The sequence below is a fragment of the Fibrobacter sp. UWH1 genome (assembly GCF_002210365.1).
Classification (GTDB): Bacteria; Fibrobacterota; Fibrobacteria; order Fibrobacterales; family Fibrobacteraceae; genus Fibrobacter.
The window spans coordinates 1-23,340 of the sequence record NZ_MWQG01000044.1; the positions used below are offsets into that span (position 1 = coordinate 1).

The window sequence follows — 23,340 nt, forward strand, 5'->3', positions numbered from 1 at the left end:
CGCCGATGGTACCTGGCCTACGGGTCCGGGAGAGTAGGTCGCCGCTGGATTCACGGGCCCCCCGAGGAAAAACCTCGGGGGGCCCTTTCTTGTTTATGTCCATCGCCGTCGCGCCGGGGCGTCGACGTGGGCATCGCCCGCCGTACATGGGCGCGGCTTCGGCCCACCGCACCTGCCGTCGCCAGGCGCAGGCCATGAGCTGTCGCAGGAGGCTTACCGGGAAAGGCGTACCCTGTCGGCGGCCTTTCCGCCTGTCCCCAGGTTTGCGGGGCCTGCCCGACGATTCATCCCCTCAAAAAAGTGTTTTGAAATTTTGATGCAATTGGGCTTTTAGAGTTCAAAGATGCCTTGAGTTATTCTCAACGTTACTTCTTTTATAACGCTTATTTTTATTCCTATATGGAATAAAGAGTTTATTTTAGCTTGTAAGTGTTTGAGAAAGGAGTGTTGTGTTTTATGAAACACAATTTGTTTGTTGTATTGTTGGTTTTATTGAGCGCAGTCGTTTCTAATGCGACTTTGACTATTCACCTTCAGTCCCCTTATCGTGATGATGCTGTAAAGGGTAATGAAAGTGTCTATACTTACCATATTACCGGTGAAGTGACCAGCTGGAATGCTGATTTTGGCAAAACGTCTAACACAAGGATGACCCCGGAAGGTGATCATTGGTATTCCTATACCTGGAATAAGACAGTGGCTGATTATCCTAACGGTGGCGGGTTCAAGATCAATGTTTGCTCCGATACCGCAAGCGCCAGCACGACTTACAACAACAAGTGCGAAATGTGGGACCTTTCCGATGGTATGTCCTTCAAATCCATGTTCAACAATGAAGTTGAAATTTGGCTGTATACCGACGGAACTTCCTATACGGTTTCTTTTGTGGCTCCTGGTTCCAAGATGGTGTGGTTCAAGAGTCCTTGGGGTAACAAGGTCTTGCCGCAGATGATTTTTGGTCAGGACACAATTCTGATGCGTTTTGTTCCGGATGACAAGTCCTCTTGCGGTTGGTTCTATGGAGCCATTTCTCCGGCGGCGATGAAGGCCAATCCGTTGAAGTCTGCTCATTTTGTTCGTAATCGTACGCCTTATATGAGTGTCCCTGCTGCAGGTACGTTGGATCTGTCTGATGCACTGGATGCTTTCGATACGGTTTATGTTGATGGCACTTCTGGTGACTTGACGCCCACCGCTGCGATGGGGACCTTGGGTACCTGCTTTGATTCTACTCGTGTTCTTCATGTTTACCATCCCTGGCGCAATAATTCCACATTCAAGGATAGCTTGCTGTATATTAGCGTCGGCAGCAATATTGTGAATAACCCCACTGCCATGGAAAGGGATTCTTATCCTTTCTGGTTCAGTTATGAGTTTTCTCCTGCCGTGGCAGCGTCTCAGGATTGGAAGTCTACGATGGCTGTGGTCAATTTCTACCGCCGTCAAAATGAATGGCCGCAGGTCACTTTCTTCTCTGAAGCTCAGCGCCCCCTGATTGCGTCTTTGTTCCCCCAGGGCGTGTACGAAGCCTGGATTCATACCCGCTCCAATGGGGCTTATGATGTGCTGTATTCACCCCTTGAACCGAAGGTGGTCCGTTTGATGAGCCCCTGGGACAATATGTCTCCGGCCATGATCGTGGCTGATGATACCGTGAAGATGGGTCCTATTGCTGCAAATGCCTATGATTCGACTCAGAGCGATACTTGTGGCTGGTACCAGGGTACCTATTTCAAGCATACCGATGACTGGTCTGTTCATTTTAAGCAGTCTTTCGGAATGGAGTACTACGCTCTTGAAGGTCTTATGGGTGAGGGTGGCGGAATGGGATCTGCCATTTCCCTGGATTCCATGATGGCCTTGTATGATACGGTTTGGGTTTACCCGTATCCGCTTTCTTCTAGCGCTCCGAAGTTCAGCGAGGTGTTCCCGGGACGTCTGGGGATTTGCCCCACCATGAAGATTTCGGCAATGCTTCTGGACTGGGCTGGTGAATCTTATGATGATGCCATCGATATTGACTTTGGCGGTATTTATGGCGGTAATGCCTATACGACAATTGTGCAGGGGACCAAGGAGTATAAGACTTGCGGTGGCCATGTTCTTGGCATGGTGCAGGAAACCCTCAGCCCCGATGGTTTGCCTCTTCGCGTGGATTCCCTGATTTTCCCCTGGGACCAGTGTTCTGCCGGTCGTGAAATTGACAAGTGGTTCATTCCGGAAGTGGTTGCTGTTGGCCCTGACGGCAAGGAATATACCAACGCCACCTGCCGCGATATTGATTTGAAACTGGATGCGGAAGGCTTCTGGCTGGCTGATGTGACGGAATCTCCTAACGGTTGTAACGATCCTATTAATCCTGGTTTCTATCCGTTAGACGATTTTGAATATCTGGATTCAGCCAAGACGATCAAGAACCCAAAATTTGACTGGGATGTTCAGGGCTGTAAACACAACTACAGCTTCTCCATGAAGATTTCTGCCCAGTTCAAGTATGTGAAGGGTCAGTATTTTGAATTCCGTGGTGATGATGATGTATGGGTCTTTATCAATAACCGTCTGGTGGTGGATATTGGCGGTTGCCATAGCCCTGTGGAAGGTGCTGTTGATCTTGATACTTTGGGCCTGGTTGAAGGTACGGAATATCCGTTCCAGATTTTCTTCTCGGAACGAAACGCAACGGGTTCCAACTTCAAGATGCGTACGTCCATCAATCTGCAGACCCAGAAGACTTACTTCCCGGTGCAGAAGTATAATCCCAATGGTGTCATTGAATATGAACTGAAGCAGTTGCTGATTGATGAGTCCTTGAGCTGCGATGTTTCCAGCGTGACCAAGGTGGACACCGCCTATGCTCAGACAGTGTTTAAGTTGGTGGGCGGAAGGTTGCCTACAGAGGGCATTCTCCTGGAACCTGGCCTGAATTATGGTGGTATCTGGATTAGCGAGAACATGTCGGCATTCACTGTGGATACCACCGCGTTTGTGAATTCCCGCCTCCTGGATCCTGGTACTTATGTGTTGATCTGCTACCTGGCTTCGGATCAGTCACAGTATCAGATGATCACCTTTGTGGTGCCGGAATATCCCTTGCCGGATATCGCCTTCGTAGATGTCTTTACTCCTAGCGATAGCTTGTTGTTGCTGGATCCTGATGGTTTGACTCTTCGTGGTACGGTTCTTGGCGCTGATGGTGGCAAGAACGATACCCTTCTGGCGCATGTGACTTACCCTGATACGGTTCCTCTGAAAATTGTGCTCCTGTTTGGAAGTCGCCCCTGTGGCAATATGGATGAAGGCTCCAGTGTGAACTGCACCGTGAATTTGAATCTTTATACTAATGATCCTATTGGTTTCCTGGGTGTAGACAAGCAGCGCATTACCGAGATTTCTACAGATTCCCTGGGATATGCCCAGTTCTATGTGGTGGGTGATTCTGCCGTTAACGAAGGATCCTTTGTCATATATGGCAATGGCGTGGCCAATGAATTGATCTGGCGTAATATTCACTTCAAGGAACCTCCCGTACCTTTCGTAACCACTGCCCAGATGTTTGATGTTACAGGCGACGGTATTGTGGATAGTCTGGTGATTCCCTTTAGCAAGCCCTTCAAGGATGTGGTTCCTGATACCCTTTCCTGGAATTTTGGCGGAAGCACTTTCTACAATATCAACGGAATGGAAAATGTCTGGCCTCTGGTCCTTCTGGATTCTGTTGTTACTTTGTACAATCCGGAAGGCTTGAAACCCGACGTGTTTACTGGCGTTGCTGATAAAAAGTATGAGGGTACCTTGAGGTATCATTATACCTACATAGATGAAGATTCCGGCGATGAAGTTAAACTGGATATGAACACCTCCATTGAAGACAAGGTGGCTCCGGTTATCTTGAGTGCGGTTATCGAAAATCGCTCCAGCGATATGAGCGTTGTGGTTATCAGCATGAGTGAAGGCTCTGATCACGCGGGTCTCAACACCAACGATCTCTTTGAATTCTACAGGGATTCCGCCTATTTCAATGATTCGCTCCTGATAACCGGTGTGGCTTTCAACAAGCAGGAAAATGTTGTTTCTGTATTCTTTAATAGAACTCCTCAAGGGACATTACCTGCCGTTGGTGATTATGTCCGTCTGACTCCCGGAACTCTCAAGGACCGTTCTGGAAACGCAGCCCACTTGAACAACCCCAGGGTTCGTATCGTGGGTGAACAGAGAACTGAACTTGCCGTACCCGGTGTGGTCACGATCAACGGTGAAACTCCCTGGCCTTATGAAGATCCTATTGTTCCCATTTCTGTACCTTCTAACAAGACTATCAAGGAGATTACGGATAGCCTAGGTTTGCCTGGTTTGTTGCTGGGATTCAACATTGGTGAATTGGCAACTACCATGATCATGAATTTGCCTTCTGGTGCAAACCGTGATTCTGCACTGGCTCTGGTTAGGATTGTCTGGGATGGTTATTACTTCTCCCATATCGGAAATTTTGTGAATGAAGCTCATGGAATAATTGCATGTAATGACAGAACTGTCTTCTACAATGCCGAAAATCCGGAAAAGTCCAACTGTTACGATAATCCTGGCAACATCTTCTTTGAATGGAATGCCCGTAGCGAAAATGGACGCCTGGTAGGAACTGGTGCCTATATTACAAAGACCAAGGTGCGAATTTATTCAGGCAATGAGAAGGCCGGCGATACCGAGGATACATATACACTTGGTATTAAGCGTTCTAAATAAAAGTCTAACCTATAAAAGCGCGGAGTTCAACTCCGCGCTTTTAATTTATTGAAATTCGTACAGGGTCCGTCTATAAAAGCGGCCTGTTAGTCGAGGGGATACTTGTCCTTGGCGGCATCCAGTTCGGCGCTCTTGAGTTCGTATTGGCTGTAGAGATCGTCGATCTTTTTCTTGACGTCGTCCATGTCCTTGGCGATTGCGGTGATGGCGGTGCCGTCACCGGATTCAGAGGCGGTGACAAGTTTTGCTTCCAGTTCGCCTGAAAGTTCCTCGGCCTTGGCAATATCGTCTTCAATTTTGGCGATGGCTTTTTCTAGAGGTTTGATGACCTTGGAGCGTTCGGCGATGTAGTCGGCACGGGCCTTGCGGTCCATCTTTGCAGAAGGAACGTCGGACTTGGCTTGAACTGCATCCTTGGTGACATCGATGTTGGAAAGTTTTGCGTTTTCGCCATCCATTCCACCGGGTTTCTTTTCGGCGGCCCAACCTACCTTTTCGAGGAAGTCGGCGTAGGAACCTTCGAAGATTCGGCACTGGCCGCCATCGAAAACAACCAGACGGTTGGCGAAGGCGTGGAGCAATTCTTCGTCATGGGTTACCACCATGGCGGAACCTTCATAGTCTTCCAGGGCGTCGATAAGGCTTTCGATGGATTCCATGTCCAGATGGTTGGTGGGTTCGTCAAGAAGCAACAGGTTGCATTCCTCGGCGAGAATCTTGCCCAACAGCACGCGGCTGCGTTCACCACCGGAAAGGACCTTGATCTTTTTCAGGGCGTTGTCGCCGCTGAACATCATGAGGCCTGCGAGACCGCGGGCACGACTCTTCTGGGAAACTTCCTTGATGGCGGTGGCGATTTCTTCTTCCACCGTGTTGTCCAGATTGAGGCGGTTGATGTTTGTCTGGCCGAAGTAGTTAATCTGCAGGTTGGGATTGTGGCAGATTTCGCCAGAGGTAGGCTGCAGTTCCTTTGCGATTAGGTTCAGCAGGGTGGTTTTACCGCGACCGTTGGGGCCTATGATGGCAATGCGGTCGCCCTTGAAAACTTCGAATTCCAGGTCGGTTATGAGTTCGGGACCTTCACCGTATTTAAAGTGGAGGCTGTGAACCTGGAGCATACGCTTGCCGGGGAAGGGAGCCTCGGTAAAGCTGAAATCCAGATTGCGTTCGTGGGTCAGGCGCTCACCAGTGGCAAGCTTTGCGGCGGCCTTGATCTTGGACTGCACCATGGCAGCCTTGGCGGCCTTGTAACGGAAGCGTTCGATGAGCTGATCTAGCTGGGCCTTTTTCTTGGCCTCGTTTTCCTGGGTGCGCATGGCCACTTCTTCTTCTTCGGCGATGGTTTCGCGAAGCTTTTCTACAGTGCCCTTGACCTTGCGAATCTTGTGACGGTGAATGCCGATGGTGTGGGTGCAGACTTCATCCATGAAATGATGGTCATGGGTAATGAGCAACACTTCGCCCTTCCAGTTTCTGAGGAAGCGACTGAGCCAACGCATAGACACAATGTCCAGATAGTTGGTAGGTTCGTCAAGCAGAAGCATGTCGGGTTCGGAGGCCAGCACCTTTGCCAAGTTCAGACGGATCTGGAAACCGCCGGAAAGAAACATTGGGTCCTTCTGCATGGATTCTTCATCGAAACCCAGACCGAAGAGAATTGCTTCCACCTTGTGTTCTTCAATCCAGCCGTCTTCATTGGGCTTCAGCACGCTGCAGGCTTCTTCATGAACCGTGGGCTTGGTAAAGTTGATGTGCTGCTGCAGATAGCCCAGCGTATACTTTTTAGGAATGTCGATGACGCCACCGTCCAGGCATTCCTGGCCAAGGATCATCTTGAAAAGGGTTGACTTACCGCAACCGTTTCTACCTACGAGACCGACGCGTTCGCGGGGGCCTACCAAAAAGCTTGCCTGATCCAGAAGGACCTGCATGCCAAAAGACTTTGTAACGTTCTGTACTTGAATCACGAAGGCACAAGATAGAAAAATGCTCCTAGCCCTTGTTCACCTTAATCCAAAGGCTTTAACCCATTTTCGTGATAGAACTGGATGTCTGCCATGACCTGGTCCACCCAACTTTTGATGAGGGGTGATTTTGTCCATTGGGCGTCGGTGTAGTTCATTCCCTGTTCTGGGTAAAAAGTGGCGATTGTATTTTCGAGACTAAGAACCTGTAGCTGTTTGCCCAACCTTTTGGCTCCCTCGAAAATCTGATTCAGTCCATCTATTTCGGGATCCTTTTTTTCAGTCGGATCATTGGCGTGGATAATGTGATCCTGTGCCTTATGGCCGCCCATGGCTAAAAGACCGTGGGTATCCTTGGGTCCCCTGAAGTTAAAGTCAAAGTTGGAAACGTGCCTGATCAAAGACATAAGAAGGGCGGGGTCAACCTGGTTTTCCTTGGCGGCTTCCATAACGGGGAGGGCTATAAGCTGTTCCTTGTTCCAGGGCGTGCCTTCATAGGATATCTGCAAGGTGTGGGTCGTAGACTCGTCGCTAAGTATGGCGACCTTGTAGCGGTTTCCCAGTTTCTTTTGCAGGAGCTTTTTTAGCTTGAAACCTCGATTCTTGAATTGCTTATATCCGCGAAGTTCAATTTGCAAGGTGTCGTCAAGTCGAACAAGAACTGGCTTTGTGGGCTTATCGACCACGTCTGCGTAGGTGTTTAGAATTAGCGGCAGAATATAGGACAACTCTGATTTTGGACGGCTCAGGTCGCAGGAAGAATCCAAGGTCAGATTTTCTGTAGAGGCAATCTTGTGGACCGCCTTTGCGGAGTATTCCATGAATACGGAATGGTCATCGGTGGACTGGATTTCGGGAACCGGATGTACCTTGTAGGCGATGATGATTGCCGCTATGATGACTGTGGTGCAGATGATTACCCGCCTAAGGAGCTTTGCCCGGATCAATACCTTAAGCCAACTCCTGACTTTGGGGCTTTTCAGGAGGTAGGTGGCCAAAAAGGCAATGATGGCTGTCCATAGAACGATAAAGATCACCTTGTAAATATAGAGAAAAAGAAATTCTATCTTTAGGGTATGCTGAATCCGTTGAAGAATATCGTGGTCATTGGAGACCGTATTTTAATCAAGCCCCTTGAATCTGCCAACAAGACCGGAAGTGGCCTTTACCTGCCGCCCAGTGTCAAGGAACATGATGCGGTGCATACGGGATTGGTGGTGAAGGTTGGCCCGGGGTACCCGATTCCTGCCAGCCAGGATCCTGATGCCGTATTCCGCGGAGAATCCAGTGATAACGTGAATTACGTACCCCTCCAGGTGAAAGAAGGTGACGAGGCTCTGTACCTCCATGCCAGCGGTACGGAACTAGAAGTGAACGGCGAACGTTATGTAATCGTTTCCCAGAATGCGGTGATGCTGGTGGTACGCCCTGTCGTTCCTGACGACGTCTCGTCTATCGTATAAAAAAACGCGGCTCTAAGGCCGCGCTCCGTAAGTAAAACATTCAACAATGTTGTTGGCCCTAGGTGGCCGAAGTCTTGCCCAGGCTCTTGAAAAGTTCCAGGGTTTCCTTTAGCGTGTTGGCTGTAACGTTGTTTGCCTCGAAGATGGAACGGACTTCGCCCTGGATGGAATCAAACAGCTGCTTGTTGCAGAAAAGATTTTCTCGCAGGGCCTTGTTGGCCTGGTAAAGGTCCCTAAGAGCGAACAAATACTTTGTCTGCTTTTCGGTCTGGGCGACCGCTTCCTTCTTGTACTCTTCCAGTTTGACCTTCTTTTCGGCGGCAACTTGGGGGTCGTTTTCCTTGAGGATGTAGCTGGGCAGCGTGGCGAAGTCTTCGAACTTTGCGGTTGCCGAAAGGTTTCGTGACATGGAACTGCGGAGACCCACGTTCTTCACGGAGGAGTCGATGGAAATGGTGCAACTGGAAGTTCCATGGTAGTTGCAGCGGACGCGAGTTTCTACCTGTTTAAGTTCGTTAAACGGATTGAAATCCTCGTCGGATTCTACATAACGTAACGGAACGTACAAAGGGGTAGGTTCGCCGGCAATGGTAATGCGGTACGAAAGGCAAGGCTCGTTGTTGAACATCTTTGTTTCGTACAGGTTGTTGCTGCTGTGGAGCAAGGTCTTCACCTTGCTGTGCAAAGTCTTGGCGTCGTAAGGCTCATGAAGCATTTCGGGAATTTCGCTCATCATGACAGATTTTACGATACCGGGGAAATTTTCGGTAATGGTGCTGTTGGACGTTGCCTTGCCCCAGATCGGCATGCCCAGGAACAGAATGTCGGTAATGACGGTCTGCTTGCGTCCGTTAAAGAATGCGATGGCTCTGGCGATGTTGGCTAGGGCGAGCCACTTGCGGATCGGAACGTAGATGTCGCTCTGGTCGCAAAGTTCTGCCAGGTGGCTAATGACGCGCAATGTTTCGTGGCTCAGTTCTACCTTCTTGATTTCTTCGCACCACTGTTTGCGCTCTTCCTTGGAAACGGTCAATGCTTCAGGAATGGATACGTTCTCGAGACGGTCCAGGTTCTGTAGCAAATCGCAGAGGGCTGCCGGAGAAAGACTGTCGGGCAAAGAAATGGTCAGGGTTATCTGGTCCGCAATTTCGGCGCGGTTCAGCACGCTCTCGGGACGCTGGTCGCTGGAAATTGTCAGTGCGGCGCCCTTGCGGTTATGCAGGGCAATCTGGATGTTTTCCTTGGCCACGTCGTCGGCGGGATTGAAATCCTGGAAGGCGATAAAGTCGTACTTTCCCAGATCCTCGGGTAACTGCTGTGTATGGCGGTTAATCTTGAGGTGGTTGGATGCCTTGAATGTCTGGGCTAGACGATCGGTAAGCATGGTCTTTCCGGAACCGGCGCGGCCATAGATAAAGAAGGGTTCGCTAGTCACCGTAGCGAGAAATCCAAGCTGGATGCAGGTCTCCCTTTCGGGAATGCCGTTGTTCAGTGCCTGCAATAATTCCGAAATACGTTGAGTCAGTGTCATATTATCCTTCCTAGTGGTAAAAATATAACAACTGAAAAAACTCCTTTACACTGAAAAAGGGAAACAAACCTCTTTTTGAAAAAAATGCAGTTTGTCTGGGACTACGATCCCGCGAGCAACAGGTCTATATGGTGGATTGCAGAAAGGGAAACGCTAACTTTTTGGTAAACGGTAAAGACGTTGGGATGGTTCCGCATTTTTTCGTCGAGTCTACAAGCGTCTTTCTGCGTGATGATGATTGCGTCTCCGGGGAACTGCTCAAGAAGTGCTGCCAATTTTTTAGGGAAGCTGCGGTCATGATCTTTCAGGAGGCGGTTGTCCACCGTAGGAATCCCGAAGGAATCCAGGTCCTTTAAAAAACGTTTTGGGGAACCGATTCCGCACACGGCTCTTGCCCGATGAAAACGCCCCAGGGATTGAGGAAGCGATTCGCCTTGAGCATTTGCGATGCGGTCTATGTGAAATTCAATGTGGTCTTCGCAAGAGAGGTTCAGTGTGCTTTCGCCTTGAGGGTGGTCCTCGGGAAGGCTTCGGCAGGGGCCTGCGGGCCATAGCTGCCCGATGCCGCCACCTTCAGAGGGAAGGTCTTCCTTCCACCGCAAGATAATGTTGACTGCCCCCGTAAGTCGGCTGTCTTCAAAGCCGTCGTCGCAGATGATGTATGCGGGCGGAGTCTCCCGCTGTAAAAGCTGCAGGACTGTGCGATGGCGGTTTCCTGTCCCGATGACCTCTATAAAATTAGACGTACCGGTCTGCTTACCCCCATCCCCTAGGGATTCAATTTCTTCGCGGAGCATCTGGATTTCGTCGTAGGCGTAGGAATGGCAGAGGATGGCGCTGCCCTTGGTGTGGGGCCCGTTTTGTGGCTGTGACAATCGCTTGGCCAGCCAGAGGCAGAAGGGGGTCTTGCCGGCGCCGCCGGTGCGGTAACTGCCCACCACGATCAGCTTCGTGGAGCCCAGTTTTTTTGGGAGGGTGAGGTCGGGGCGCAGGGCAACTTTATGGTGTAGCAAATACGCCGCCCTATAACAGGCGGCGGCTATTTTAAGAAGGTTCCGTCGAACTGATTTCATTTTTCAGATTGACCTAAAAGCACCACATGTGCGCCCGACTGTCTACTTCCTACTGTCTACTACCTATACCCTACAGACAGTGTCTCTTTTGCTGCAGGAACAGGTCGGCCAGGACCAGGGCGGCCATGCTTTCAACAATCACCGGAGCGCGGACTGCCACGCAGGGGTCGTGACGGCCTTTGGCCAGAAGCTGACCGTTTTCGCCACCGCGGCCGGCCGTGTTCTGGTTCTGGCTGATGGTGGCGGTGGGCTTGAAGGCCACCTTGCAGTAAATGGGTTCGCCGTTGCTGATGCCACCCAGGGAACCGCCTGCGTTGTTGGTCTTGGTGTGGTAGTTGTGGCCGTCGAAGAACAGTTCGTCGTTGTGTTCGCTGCCGTGCATGCGGGCGGCGGCAAAACCGCTACCGATCTCGAAACCCTTGCTGGCGGGAATGGAGAGCATGGCCTGGGCCAGCAGGGCATCCAGGCGGTCGAAAACCGGTTCGCCCAGGGCGACCGGCGGATTCTTGACCAGCAGGCAGACGGTTCCGCCTACGCTGTCGCACTTGGTGCGGGCGTCCATGACCACTTCTTCCATCTTGGCGCTGGCGGCGGGATCCGGGCAGCGGACGGGAGAGGCTTCGATCTGTTCCAGGGTCAGGGTGTTCAGGTCCAGGGGGCCGCAGTCCACTTCGCCGATGGAGTTGACCCAGGCGATGATTTCGGTTCCTGCCACCTGCTTCAAGAGCTTCTTGGCTACGGCGCCAGCGGCAACACGGCCGATGGTTTCGCGGGCGGAACTGCGTCCACCGCCGCGGTAGTCTCTAAAACCGTACTTCAGGTCGTAGCACAGGTCGGCGTGGCCCGGACGGTACCACTTCTGGATTTCGGCGTAGTCGTGGCTGCGCTGGTCTTCGTTAAAGACTGCGAAGGAAATGGGTGTACCCGTTGTTTTTCCTTCAAAAACGCCAGAAAGGATGCGAACCTGGTCCTTTTCGTCGCGGGGGGTGGTCATCTTGTTCTGACCGGGGCGACGGCGGTTCAGTTCGGCCTGGATGTCGGATTCGTCGAGGGGGAGTCCTGCAGGGCAACCGTCAAGGACGGAGCCTACGCCTGCGCCATGGGATTCACCCCAGGTCGTAACGGAAAAAATCTTACCAAATGTGCTAGACATGCTCAAAATATAGCTAAAACACGTTTTTACACAAAAAAAATTGTCAATGGGGGTGCAATCTAACAAAAGTTTACTATCTTTTACATTGGTTTTTAGGAGACCGCCGTGCAACGTATCGTATATTTCATTGTGATATTGACAACACTTCTGTCTACAGGAGTGTTTGCTCAGCATGGTAACGATTTCGCCGGTATCCCCTTTGGATCTTCCCGTGAAGAAGTCATTGAAGAAGTGATGAAGATGGGGTATGAACCTTTTGGTCAGCGTGCTGCAGGTGATCATATCGTTATCCCCGTCTACAACTTCGGCGAACTTCCGGTGCAGGTCGACTTCATTTTCAATAAGAACGACAAGTTCTATTCCTTTGAAATTCGGACTGGTCGTGTTGAACGTGCCCGGCTGAGTAAGTCCTTCGAGGCTGCAGGTTACATGTCTGACCAGTTCACCTTGAAGTATGGCAAGTCCAGTGGCGCTCCCACCATCGATGAAACTTCTACCCTCAAGGAAAACTACCGCAACATGTTCCAGCAGTGGTTCTCCGTGAAGACTCTCGATGTAGACGTTTCCATTATTCAGAAGGACGGGCGCTACTTTGTTCTCGGTACCGTTGTCCATCGTAAGCTTGCCACCGAAAAGAAGGCTCGTGGCGAAACGAAGACTGAAAAGACGACTATCGAACGTCCGGTGTTCTAATAAGCAAGAATTCGAACCGCTGATTTTTGAAGAAGCTCCGCAAAGATGCGGGGCTCTTTTTTTGTATACGTAAATCAACTGCTTGACGGATGGAATCCTTTTGGGGAGTTCTGTTTCGGGCTGGCTGTTGATTCTTGTAATAATAAAAAAAAGTACATCAAAGGTCTTGGCAACTAATTGTAATTGATTTAAATTTGTAATGATTACAAAAATGGTGGTGCAGAAAGGTTTGCAACGGATCTTCCGGATGGTGAATCTAATATGCAGAACCCAATTAACCCGCGCGATGGTTTTATGGCAATAGGCATTGCGCACATCCCGGCAAGGGCCGAAGGAGAATCATATGAAGGTTTGGAAGTGCAAGGTTTGCGGATACATCCACATGGGTGAAGAAGCTCCGGAAGTATGCCCCCTCTGCAAGGCTAAGAAGGCCGCTTTCGTTTGCGAAGGCGAATCTGCAGCAACTGCCGCCTCTAACGGCGCAAAGGTCGTAAAGACTGTTTTCGCTGACGAACACAAGGTGGGTATCGCCCAGGGTCTGGATCCCGAAGTGGTGCAGGGTCTTCGCGAAAACTTTAACGGTGAATGCTGCGAAGTGGGTATGTACCTTGCCATGAGCCGTCAGGCTGATCGCGAAGGCTACCCCGAAGTGGCTGAAGCCTACAAGCGCATCGCTTTCGAAGAAGCCGAACACGCCGCAAAGTTTGCTGAACTCCTTGGTGAAGTGGTTCACGCCGACACCAAGATGAACCTCCAGCTCCGCGTTGCTGCAGAAGCCGGCGCAACCGAAGGCAAGCTGGCTCTCGCCAAGCGCGCCAAGGAACTGAACTACGACGCTATCCACGACACCGTCCACGAAATGTGCAAGGACGAGGCACGTCACGGTGGCGCTTTCGAAGGTCTCCTGAACCGTTATTTCAGCAAGTAACTAGGGTCGCGGCGGATGCCGCAATGACTTTAGCGTGAGGATTTATGAAGCAGACTGCAGATATTCTGACTAGCAAAGGCATTCGCCCCTCTGTGCAGCGGGTGACTGTGCTTCATTACCTGCGGGGCGTAAAGACTCACCCTACAGTTGATACCATCTATCAGGACTTGTTGCCTGAAAACCCTTCGCTGTCCCGCACTACGGTGTACAATACGCTGCAGTTGCTTAGCGATAATGGGCTGGTGCTTACTCTTGACTTTGGCGAGGGCTACCTGCGTTACGACGCCGACTGCAGCCCCCATTGCCATTTCAAGTGCAAGTGCTGCGGCAATGTCTTTGACCTGATGTCGCCTCCGCCGGACTGTTCGACCATGCTGCCCCAGGGCTTTAACCTGAGTGCGGTGCAGTTGAGCCTGTTCGGTACCTGCCCGAAGTGTTCAGGGCACTAGGCCATGCGCGGAATCAAGTGAACTTGTTCTCTATAAGTAAAGAAGGCCCCGGTTCCTACCGGGGTCTTTCTTTTTTTTAAAGGTATGCGGGACAGGCCTGCTAACCTATATATAATTAAGCCTTGAACTTGTCCAGGGCTTCGTTGGAGCCGATGACCAGGAGCACGTCGTTTTCCTTGAGGGGGTAGTCGGCGATGTTACCGATCTTGGGAGTGGGTTCCAGGGGGTCGCGGATGGCAATCACCTGGATGCCGTACTTGTGGGTGAGGCTCAAGTCCTTGAGGGTCTTACCCCAGAAGGATTCGGGGCAGGCGATTTCCACGATGGAGAAACCTTCCATGAAGGGCAGGTAGTCCAGCATGTTGGGGCGGTTGAGACGTTCGGCCAGGGAAATGGCCATGTCGCGTTCCGGGTGGAAAATGTCGGCGACGCCCAGCTTTTCGAGAATGGTGGTGTGGGCGGGGCTACTGGACTTGGCGATAATGTGCTTGACGCCCAGTTCGCGGAGGTTCAGGACGGTGAGGAGGGAGGCCTGGAGGTCTTCGCCGATACAGCAGATGACGCTGTCCACCTTGGCGAGGGGCAGGGACTGGAGCTGCTTTTTGCGGGTGCCGTCGGCAACAACTGCCTGGGCCACCTGGTTAGAGATGTCCTGGATCTTTTCGGGGCTGGGGTCCACAACCATCACATCGTGACCGAGTGCGGTCAGGTGACGGGCCAGGAAATAGCCGGTGTTACCCAGGCCGATAACTACAAATTGTTTAGAAGCCATGTGGGCAAAAATAGCAAATAGAGGAAAGGTTAAAGCGTAAAGGTGACGTTTAAAGGTGCATCCAGTCTCTTTATCCTTTAACCTTTAGGCTTTCCGTTGATTAGCCGACCATAATGTCTTCTTCGGCGTACCACATGCCGTCTTCCTGCTTCTTCGCCACGGCGGAAATCAGGAACAGGGGGCCCATGCGGCCTACGAACATGACCGTGCAGACCACGATCTTGCCGGGGATGGACAGGTCGGGGGTAAGTCCCATGGAAAGTCCGCAGGTGCTGTAGGCGCTGACCACTTCGAAGAATACCTTCAGGAAGGAGCCTTGGGCGTTGGAGGTGCCGGCGGCTTCGGTTTCCAGGAGGACCAGGGTGGCGACTACGATAACTACGATGGCCACGACGAAGATTCGGACGGCCTTATCGACGGTGGTTTCGGGAATGGTGCGGCCCAGAATCTGGGTCTTTTTGCGGCCCAGCAGTCGGTTGAAGCCCAGGAGGGCGATCACGGCCGTGGTGGTGGTCTTGATACCGCCGCCGCAGCTACCGGGGTTTGCGCCGATCAGCATGATAATCACGAAGAAGAACAGGGAGCCGACGCTGAGGCTTGGGACGTCGATGGAGTTGAGACCTGCGGTTCGGCTGGTAAAGGCCATGAAGATGCTGGTTTCAAGTTTCTGCCCGAAACTCAGGTCCGAGAAGACGTTGCCCCATTCGCTGAAGATAAAGAAGGCGATACTGACGGTAACGATAATGAGGGTAAAGCTGATGGCGATACGGCTATGGAGCGAGATTTTTCGAAAGGCTCGCTTCTTGAAGTCGTACATGTACTGGATTTCGGTAATGGCCAGGAAGCCGAAACCGCCGGCCAGGGCCAGGATGCAGGTGGTGATGTTCACGATGGGATTCAGCTGGAAACGGACCAGGGAATCGGGGAACAGGGTGAAGCCTACGTTACAGAAGGAACTGATGGCCTGGAAGATGCTTCCGAAAATGCGGTCGTAGAGGCTGTACTGCACCAGGGCTTCTTCGGTAAACTGGGTGAAGTAGAAGATGGCGCCGATGCCTTCCAGGATGAAGGTAAAGGGGAGGACTGCCTTCAGGATCTTCTGGGCGTCCACGTTACCTTCCTGGGTGTAGTTGGCCAGTAGGGCGGACTGGTGGTTGAATCCCGGATGCATACCTGCCAGGAGGATGATCACCGTAGAAATTGTCATGATTCCGAGACCGCCTGCTTGCATGAGGAGGACCAGGATCCAGTTGCCGATGGGGCTGAAGCTTGCGCTGATATCAATAGTAGAAAGCCCGGTGACGCAAACGGCGGAGGTTGCCGTAAAGAAGGCGTCCAGAACGCCGATGGGTTCGCGCTGGGCGAAGGGCATGGAGAGAAGGAAGGCCCCCAAGGTAATGAGGGAGAGGTAACCCGACACGATCATCAAGATGGGGTTTCCGTTTTTCTTCTTCTTTTCAAAGGCCTTTTCGAGATAGTCGAAGGCTTGGTACCTAGAATGTAACATGGGGACAAAGATAGTAATTTGGGGGAGGGTGTCGAGCCTTGCCGAGGGGGGGGACGTTTTCTAAATTGCGCGCCGTTATGAAGAATTTGCGCGCTATTTTGATGCCGATTGCCATTATTCTTGGCATTTTGTTGCCTCAGGCCAGCGTTCTTGCGCCGACCCTCCCTTTCCAGATTGGAACCATGATGCTGTTGACCTTCATCGGCAAGGTCCCGCCCCAGGAACATGGTTATACCTTCAAGATCGAGGTTCGCGCCTTTATCGCCAGCATGCTGCTGTTGGCTCTGTTGTGGATTAGCGTAGAAGTTTTCGGCCTGCCCCGTGACGTTCTTCTGGGTGGCGCCATCATTTGCCTTTGCCCGCCGGCCAATGCGGCTCCTGCCATGGCCAAGATGCTGGGCGGAAACCCGGTGCTGGCTTTGAAGATCTTTTTAAGTGGGCACTTGATCGCCTGCTTCAGCATCCCTATTATATATGGTTACCTGACCGGTTCCGAGGCGGGTTTTGCTGAAATCGCCCTCCGAATCTTCAATTCTATCCAGCCGATTATTTCTATCCCGTTGGCCTTGGCTCTTGGGGTCCGCTCCTTCTACCCGGAAATTGCCGACAAGGTGGCGAAATTCTCCAAGTACACCATCTTCATCTGGACTTTCAGCGTCTTCGTGATTCTTGCCAAGGCTAGCCGCGATATCCGCGAAATGGGTTTTGCCGATCTGTGGAATAGCGGCACCTTGCCCCTGCTTGCCGTTGTGGCGTTGGTCCTTTGCATTTTGCAGTTTGTGCTGGGCTGGTTCTGCGACAAGAAGCACCCCATCGAAAGTTCCCAGAGCATGGGCCAGAAGAATACCACTCTGGTCATCTGGATCGCAAGTCTCTATGCCGGCCCCGTAGCCGCCATCGCTCCCACCTGCTATGTGGTGTGGCAGAACCTGGTGCTTAGCTACATGAGCGCCCGAGTCAAGCCGAAGAAGTAGTATCTTTTGAATATGACTCACAGGGAACTCGTCAAGAAACTTTTTGAAAATCAGGATTTGAAGTACAAGGATTTCCACCTGCCCTTGGTGCCGGGGATTTCCTGTGACTCCCTTATCGGGGTGAGGGTTCCTGTACTGCGAAAGCTGGCCAAAGAATTTTTTGGTACTGCTAAAACTTCGGGCAAGTCGCAGGCTGGGGCCGCGCGGACCGTTGGTGGGTCCATCGCGAAGTCCGTGGGCAGTTCCATTGCGCCGGATGTGGCCAAGTTCATGGACTCGCTTCCCCACAAGTACTTCGAGGAAAACCATATCCATTCCATGCTGCTGGAGCACATCAAGGATTTTGACGAGTGCCTTGCCCGCACGGAACAGTTTTTGCCCTACATAGACAACTGGGCCATTTGCGACGGGAAAAAGCCCCGGGCCCTGCTGAAGGATGTTCCGCAATTTCTGAAACGCATTCAGGAGTGGGTCAAGTCGGACCACCCTTATGTGGTGCGGTTCGGCATCAACATGCTGATGGACTTGTTCCTGGATGACCGTTACGACCCGAAGTTTTTGAAGTGGGTGGCCGCGGTGGATACGGCAAAGTTCAAGTCGTTGCCGGATGGGGCTCCAAGTGGGTCGGCTGCGGTGATGGCGCCGAACCCGAGGGTGGCTGCTGCAACTCCCGCAGGCGTTACGCTTGCGAATCCCGAATACTACGTGCAGATGGAAGTGGCCTGGTATTTCGCTACCGCCCTTGCAAAACAGTGGGACGACGCTGTGCCTTATATTGAAAAACGAAAACTAGACCCGTGGACTCACAACAAGGCCATCCAGAAATCTATCGAAAGCTTCCGCGTGACCGACGAGCATAAGGCATATTTGCGGACGCTGAAGGTTTAAATTGCTGTGGTTGGATGTTGAACGGAAGGTGTTTTTGCGAAATTGGGTTACTAAATGAGCTTTTTGACGACATTTAGTAACCTAGAGTTTGTACAAACTAATTAGAAATTTGGGTTTTGTTGAAAAACGGGGTTACTAGTCAAGTTTTTTATGGTCTTTTAGTAACCTGAATTCAAAAATGAAAACGCCTGATAATGGAAATTGACTAAAAACATTACATATAAACTAAAAATAAGGTCACTAAAAGTCTTAATCAGCGGGTTTTAGTAACCTATTTTGGAATTTTTTGTCTTTCCCGGAACAACTAATAGGTGTTTAGCCCTTTGTTGAACTACATTTGAGGATCATGTCTGGTAATCTGCAATCAAGAATCCTTCATCTGCCGGCATCGACGGCCAACAACCGGATGCGTAAACGTAAATTTCCGCCAAGTCCGCATCGAGCATCACCTTTACCCCGCGGATGGTATATATCCGCGACTTGAGCAAATCCTCGTCTATCAGGGAAAATCCGGGCTTTTTCGGCGCGACGGCCTCGGCCGCACTGGCCGCACCAGTTTGTCAATAGGCCCGCGCGATATTCTGAAAATTATTTTGGTGGGGGAAGTCTCCCCCTCGCTCCAACCGCCTTCGGCGTTTTTCGCTACCCCTTCTAGCGGGGACACCCCGCAACGCCCCGACTGCAAAAATAAACGAGATTTGCCTCGGAAACCTTGAAATTGCCATCTTTTGTCTTCAAAAAGGGTATATTTCCCCTTGTATGTCAATCAAGTTCATTTCGCCTAAAAAGTCCGTCAATTCCGCGTTCCTCAAGCTCCCTGTTTCCGTCGAAAAGATGGAGGATTTCAAGCTTTCGCTCAAGAATCTTTATAGCAAGCGGAACGCAGCGCGGGACGAAGAATACCACAAGGGCGAAATCTGGAATTTTTTACGCAAGATTTTTGAACCTGATTATTCGGTGCAGGTCAACCGCCCGATAGACCTTGCAATTTTTAACGGGAATACGGCAAGTGCAAAGCCGGCGGTGATTATCGAAGCGAAGTCGCCGACGAATGTTGCGGAAATGTTTTCGGCGGAGCACCCGAACGTAAAATCGTTGCAGGAACTCGTCTATTACTTTATGCTGGAATACGTGCAATCGGGCAATCACGAAATCAAGTGGCTCGCCATCACGAATTTTGACGAATGGTATTTCTTCGACGTAAAAGACTTTATCCGCTATTTTGGGAACAAGACGAAACCGATATACGATCAGTTCCTAAAATTCAAGGCGAATCAGATGAGCGGCAACAAGACCTCCGATTTCTACAACGAAATCGCGAAACCCGCCATCGACGACTTCCTCGCCTCCTGCGACATCAACGTCGTGCATTTCAGCCTTGCAGATGCTTGCAAGAACGTCATTGCGAGTCCCGGATCAAAGTTCGGGATAAACTCCACGAAGCAATCTAATGCAGTGTGTCATCCTGAGCGGAGCGTAAGCGGAGTCGAAGGATCTAAAAAGCTCCTCCCTCTCTACAAATTCCTCTCCCCGGAAACCCTCCTCGCGAAACCTTTTGCAAACGACAGCAACAGCCTTGACCGCAATTTTTATGCGGAACTCTTGCACATCATCGGCCTCGAAGAAGTGAAAGAAGATAAGGGCGGCAAGAAAGTCATCCGACGCAAGAACCCCGCAAATCGCGACAAGGCGAGTCTCCTCGAAAGTGCCATCTACCAGCTTGAAGACGATTTCCCGAACAAGGAAGAATGCGAGGCGATGGCACTCCGTCTCTGCATCACATGGGTGAACCGCCTGCTGTTCCTGAAACTTGTCGAATCGCAAATCCTCATGTATCAAAAGGGCGATGCATCGTACCGGTTCATGAGTACAGACAAAATAGCGAACTTCGACGAACTGAATATTTTCTTTTTCAAGGTACTCGGCAAGAAAATCGAGGATCGCGACGAAGACGTGCTCAAGCGTTACCCGAACGTCCCTTACCTGAACAGTTCACTGTTCGAGCCGACCGAAGACGAAAAGCACCTGAAAATCCGAGGCATTCCCGATGCCCAGATGGAAATTTTCAACAAGACCGTTTTGAAGGACGAACGCGGCAAACGCGCAAAAGGTACACTCCCGAATCTGGATTACATCTTCAAGTTCCTCGATGCGTACAACTTTGCAAGCGATGCCCAAGGCGGCGTGACCTCTACGAGCAAGACGCTCATCAACGCGTCGGTTCTCGGACTCATCTTCGAAAAAATCAACGGCTACAAAGACGGCAGTTTCTTTACGCCAGGGTTCATCACCGACTACATGGCCCGCGATGTGCTGGAACGGACGGTAGTGCAGAAGTTCAACGAGAAAAAGTCCTGGAAATGCGAAAATTTGGAAGATGTCTCGGACAAGATTGAAGATATTTCAGAAGCGAACGAAATTGTTGATGATATCCGCGTTGCCGATGTGGCCGTGGGCTCTGGGCATTTCTTGGTGTCGGCCCTTAATCGCCTGCTTGCAATCAAATCGGAATTGAACATTTTGTGCGATGCGGACGGCAAACGCATCAAACGCCGCGACCTGATTTTGAAAGTTGATAACGACGAACTTTCTGTTGTTGATGACGAGGGCGAACCGTTTGAATACAAGCCCGGCAACGAAGAAAGCCAGCGGTATCAAGAAGCTTTGTTCAACGAGAAGCGTCGCATTATCGAGAATTGCCTTTTCGGCGTTGACCTGAACCCCAATAGCGTGAACATCTGCCGTTTGCGCCTTTGGATTGAACTTTTGAAGAACGCCTACTACACCAAGGAAAGCGACTACAAACAACTTCAGACACTCCCGAACATCGACATCAATATCAAAGTCGGCGATTCGTTACTGAGCAAATACCCCGTGCAGAACGGGCATGTCGTTTTGGACTTTTTGCAGAAAGATGACAAGGCCGACAAGAAAAACGGACTCGCCGCGAAACTCAAGGAATACAGGAAAAACGTTCAAGATTACAAGGCGGGCGGAACGAGCTACAACAAGCAACAGCTTCGCCTGAACATTGCTGGTCTCAAGTCGCAACTCAAGGAGCCGCCCAGCATCGACCTCTTCGGAAACGTGGTCAAGAACAACGATATTGATTTTTCCAACTCGCTTGAATGGATGTTCGAATTCCCAGAAATCCTCGACGACGAAGGCCGCTTTACAGGCTTCGACGCCATCATCGGAAATCCGCCGTATGTGCAACTCCAGAGCATGGGCGAGATGAGCGACGTTTACAGCAAACGGGATTACAGTTGCTACAACAAGTCCGCAGACCTTTACTGCCTCTTTGTGGAACGTGCCTACAGCCTGCTGAAAAAGAACGGATATTTCTCGTTCATTATGCCGAACAAGTGGATGCTCGTGGATTACGGCAAGGAACTGCGGCAATTCATGAGCCAAACATCGCTCAAAAAAATTCTCAATTTTGGCGATGTCCAGTTCTTTGCCGATGCGACCATTTACGTGTGCATATTCGTATCGCAAAAGTCCGGCGACAAGATGCCGGTTTTGGCGTGTTCGCTGAACAGCAAGAACTATCACGGCGAATTTGAAAAAGAAGTCAATGCCGCGACATTCGAGTTCCCGGCAGAAAATTTTGGTGCAAGCGAATGGAGCATCCGCAACAAACTTCACGATTCCGTATTGCAGAAAATGAATGTTGGCACGGCTCTGAAAGATATGCCGATTACCATTAATTATGGCATCAAGACCGGATTCAACGACGCATTCTTTATTGACGGAAAGACGAGAGAAAAACTCATTGCTGAAGACCCCAAGAGCGAAGAACTCATAAAGCCCTTGCTTCGCGGCAGAGACATTAACGCATGGGTAACGGAAAGTGATCAGTATCTAATCAATCCGCATAACGGAATAAAAGAAAGGAACATTGCGCCCATCAATATTGATGAATATCCTGCAATAAAAAAGCATCTTGATCAATTTATAGATAAGCTGGTTAAACGTGGGGATAAAGGCGATACGCCATACAATCTACGCAATTGTGCTTATTTAGAGGATTTTAGCAAACCGAAGATTATTTATCCCGAAATCACGTCGTTGTTTTCTTTTACTTATGATGAACTGGGGATGATGTGCAATAACAAAAACTACATCATCTCTGAAAAAGAAAGTTTTCAGAGCTTGCCGAAGGGAACGTTCCTCAAGGCGCTCCTCGCCATATTCAATTCTAATCTCGTCAAACTTTGGATTGAGTATAACTGCCCAGTCCTCAATGGCGGCGCGCGAAATATAAGTACCACCTACTTTGAAAACCTCCGCATCCCCCTTGACAACGCGGAACTCCTGCAACAACTCGCCACCCTCGCCGATGAAATCATCGCCGCTAAAAAGCAAGCTTCGTGTCATCCTGAGCGGACCCTGGAGCCGAAGGCGATAGGGGAAGTCGAAGGATCCAGTGAAGTAAGTGACGAAGCAATCCAAAGGAATATCGCCACCCTCGAAGCGCAAGTCAACACCCTCGTCTATCAACTCTACGGCATCACCGATGCCGAAGAGATAGAAACCGTGGAGAAGAGGTGAAATTATAAAGTATCTATTAAAAAATAAAGGAATAATGATGGAAATGCTTTCACTTACTTTTACTATTATTGGAACCTTTGTTACCTGTGAAGAAGCTATTCGTGGGGGAATATGGACTTCAATTAAAAGTTTTTTCAAATGGAGAAAAATACATAAAAAGAAATGGAATTCTGATGATCCAGTAGTTCAAGCTCTTTTAGAAGAATTCAAGAAAAGCGATAAATCAGATTTCACTTATTCAAAATTAGAGAAAAATGCCATTGAAGAAATTGCACAAAAATATATACAAGAAAAGGGGTATGATAAAACTCTAAATATAATTTGTAGACATTTTTTCAAGAATGCTATTGTGTCTATTTTAACGGACTTTGCCGACTATATTGATTTGGTTATGACGGAAGGGGAAAAGGTTTTACATAACGATATGACCAAAGGATTTGGGAAAATAGGAAAAAAAAATAGACGAATCAACAAGTGAATTAAAAGACGCCATTATGGGAAATGGTTTAAGCCCTTCCTGGGACAATATTACTCTATTATTAGTAAATCCTAAATGTGATGCTGTGCAATTCGGAACATTTATTGTTAAAAAATGTGAGGCATCATCAACATGTGTGGAAGCATTTAGGCTGCCTTGCTAGATGATTCTCT

General features: G+C 50.2%; 16 protein-coding genes and 1 pseudogene. 9 read left to right on the forward strand and 8 right to left on the reverse strand.

The window, feature by feature from the left end; all coding sequences use genetic code 11:
* Nucleotides 1-456 precede the first annotated feature (456 nt).
* Nucleotides 457-4,740: a fibro-slime domain-containing protein gene (locus B7992_RS14160; RefSeq protein WP_088666596.1), complete on the forward strand. Its 4,284-nt coding sequence runs from the start codon at nt 457-459 to the stop codon at nt 4,738-4,740.
* Nucleotides 4,741-4,826: 86 nt separating this feature from the next.
* Here the strand turns inward: B7992_RS14160 and B7992_RS14165 are convergent, their stop codons facing one another.
* Together B7992_RS14165 and B7992_RS14170 are read right to left on the reverse strand one after the other, a co-directional pair.
* Complete coding sequence (locus B7992_RS14165; protein ID WP_254917723.1) at nt 4,827-6,707, reverse strand: ABC-F family ATP-binding cassette domain-containing protein; 1,881 nt, start codon at nt 6,705-6,707, stop codon at nt 4,827-4,829.
* Nucleotides 6,708-6,748: 41 nt separating this feature from the next.
* Entirely contained in the window at nt 6,749-7,741 is a 993-nt protein-coding gene (locus B7992_RS14170; protein WP_073161535.1) for a hypothetical protein, read from the reverse strand.
* A 39-nt stretch (nt 7,742-7,780) separates the two neighbouring features.
* Here B7992_RS14170 and B7992_RS14175 point away from each other — a divergent pair, with 39 nt between their 5' ends.
* Nucleotides 7,781-8,167, forward strand: a complete 387-nt coding sequence (locus tag B7992_RS14175) for a co-chaperone GroES family protein (protein WP_073161536.1) — start codon at nt 7,781-7,783, stop codon at nt 8,165-8,167.
* A 58-nt stretch (nt 8,168-8,225) separates the two neighbouring features.
* On the opposite strand, the gene B7992_RS14180 is transcribed toward B7992_RS14175, so the two are convergent.
* From B7992_RS14180 to aroC, 3 genes are all read right to left on the reverse strand, one after another.
* Entirely contained in the window at nt 8,226-9,698 is a 1,473-nt protein-coding gene (locus B7992_RS14180; RefSeq protein WP_088666598.1) for a hypothetical protein, read from the reverse strand.
* 101 nt (nt 9,699-9,799) lie between these two features.
* Complete coding sequence (locus B7992_RS14185; protein WP_088666599.1) at nt 9,800-10,771, reverse strand: tetraacyldisaccharide 4'-kinase; 972 nt, start codon at nt 10,769-10,771, stop codon at nt 9,800-9,802.
* Between the two features lie 70 nt (nt 10,772-10,841).
* A complete protein-coding gene (gene aroC / locus B7992_RS14190) occupies nt 10,842-11,924 on the reverse strand; it encodes a chorismate synthase (RefSeq protein ID WP_073236102.1) in 1,083 nt (360 codons plus the stop codon).
* Nucleotides 11,925-12,029: 105 nt separating this feature from the next.
* Between aroC and B7992_RS14195 the strand changes: the two genes are divergently transcribed.
* The 3 genes from B7992_RS14195 to B7992_RS14205 all read left to right on the forward strand — a co-directional run bounded on the left by B7992_RS14195 (nt 12,030) and on the right by B7992_RS14205 (nt 13,994).
* Nucleotides 12,030-12,617, forward strand: a complete 588-nt coding sequence (locus tag B7992_RS14195) for a hypothetical protein (protein ID WP_073161540.1) — start codon at nt 12,030-12,032, stop codon at nt 12,615-12,617.
* A gap of 343 nt (nt 12,618-12,960) precedes the next feature.
* Complete coding sequence (locus B7992_RS14200) at nt 12,961-13,545, forward strand: NADH peroxidase (RefSeq protein ID WP_073287288.1); 585 nt, start codon at nt 12,961-12,963, stop codon at nt 13,543-13,545.
* 44 nt (nt 13,546-13,589) lie between these two features.
* Complete coding sequence (locus tag B7992_RS14205) at nt 13,590-13,994, forward strand: Fur family transcriptional regulator (protein ID WP_073161542.1); 405 nt, start codon at nt 13,590-13,592, stop codon at nt 13,992-13,994.
* A gap of 115 nt (nt 13,995-14,109) precedes the next feature.
* Here the strand turns inward: B7992_RS14205 and B7992_RS14210 are convergent, their stop codons facing one another.
* Both B7992_RS14210 and B7992_RS14215 read right to left on the reverse strand, forming a co-directional pair.
* On the reverse strand, nt 14,110-14,766 hold the full coding sequence (locus B7992_RS14210) for a TrkA family potassium uptake protein (protein WP_073161543.1): 657 nt from the start codon (nt 14,764-14,766) through the stop codon (nt 14,110-14,112).
* A gap of 100 nt (nt 14,767-14,866) precedes the next feature.
* A complete protein-coding gene (locus B7992_RS14215) occupies nt 14,867-16,273 on the reverse strand; it encodes a TrkH family potassium uptake protein (protein ID WP_073161544.1) in 1,407 nt (468 codons plus the stop codon).
* Nucleotides 16,274-16,350: 77 nt separating this feature from the next.
* On the opposite strand from B7992_RS14215, the gene B7992_RS14220 reads away from it, so the two are divergent.
* Both B7992_RS14220 and B7992_RS14225 read left to right on the forward strand, forming a co-directional pair.
* Nucleotides 16,351-17,247, forward strand: a complete 897-nt coding sequence (locus B7992_RS14220; RefSeq protein WP_088666600.1) for a bile acid:sodium symporter — start codon at nt 16,351-16,353, stop codon at nt 17,245-17,247.
* Nucleotides 17,248-17,253: 6 nt separating this feature from the next.
* Nucleotides 17,254-18,135 (forward strand): DNA alkylation repair protein, encoded by an 882-nt coding sequence (locus tag B7992_RS14225; RefSeq protein WP_139258475.1) that lies wholly within the window; start codon nt 17,254-17,256, stop codon nt 18,133-18,135.
* 404 nt (nt 18,136-18,539) lie between these two features.
* Here the strand turns inward: B7992_RS14225 and B7992_RS17465 are convergent.
* Nucleotides 18,540-18,638 (reverse strand): annotated as a pseudogene (locus B7992_RS17465) (ORF6N domain-containing protein); the annotation flags it as partial.
* A 256-nt stretch (nt 18,639-18,894) separates the two neighbouring features.
* Between B7992_RS17465 and B7992_RS14230 the strand changes: the two are divergent.
* Nucleotides 18,895-22,689, forward strand: a complete 3,795-nt coding sequence (locus B7992_RS14230) for an Eco57I restriction-modification methylase domain-containing protein (protein WP_088666601.1) — start codon at nt 18,895-18,897, stop codon at nt 22,687-22,689.
* A 34-nt stretch (nt 22,690-22,723) separates the two neighbouring features.
* Nucleotides 22,724-23,167, forward strand: a complete 444-nt coding sequence (locus tag B7992_RS14235; RefSeq protein WP_088666602.1) for a hypothetical protein — start codon at nt 22,724-22,726, stop codon at nt 23,165-23,167.
* Nucleotides 23,168-23,340: the final 173 nt, after the last annotated feature.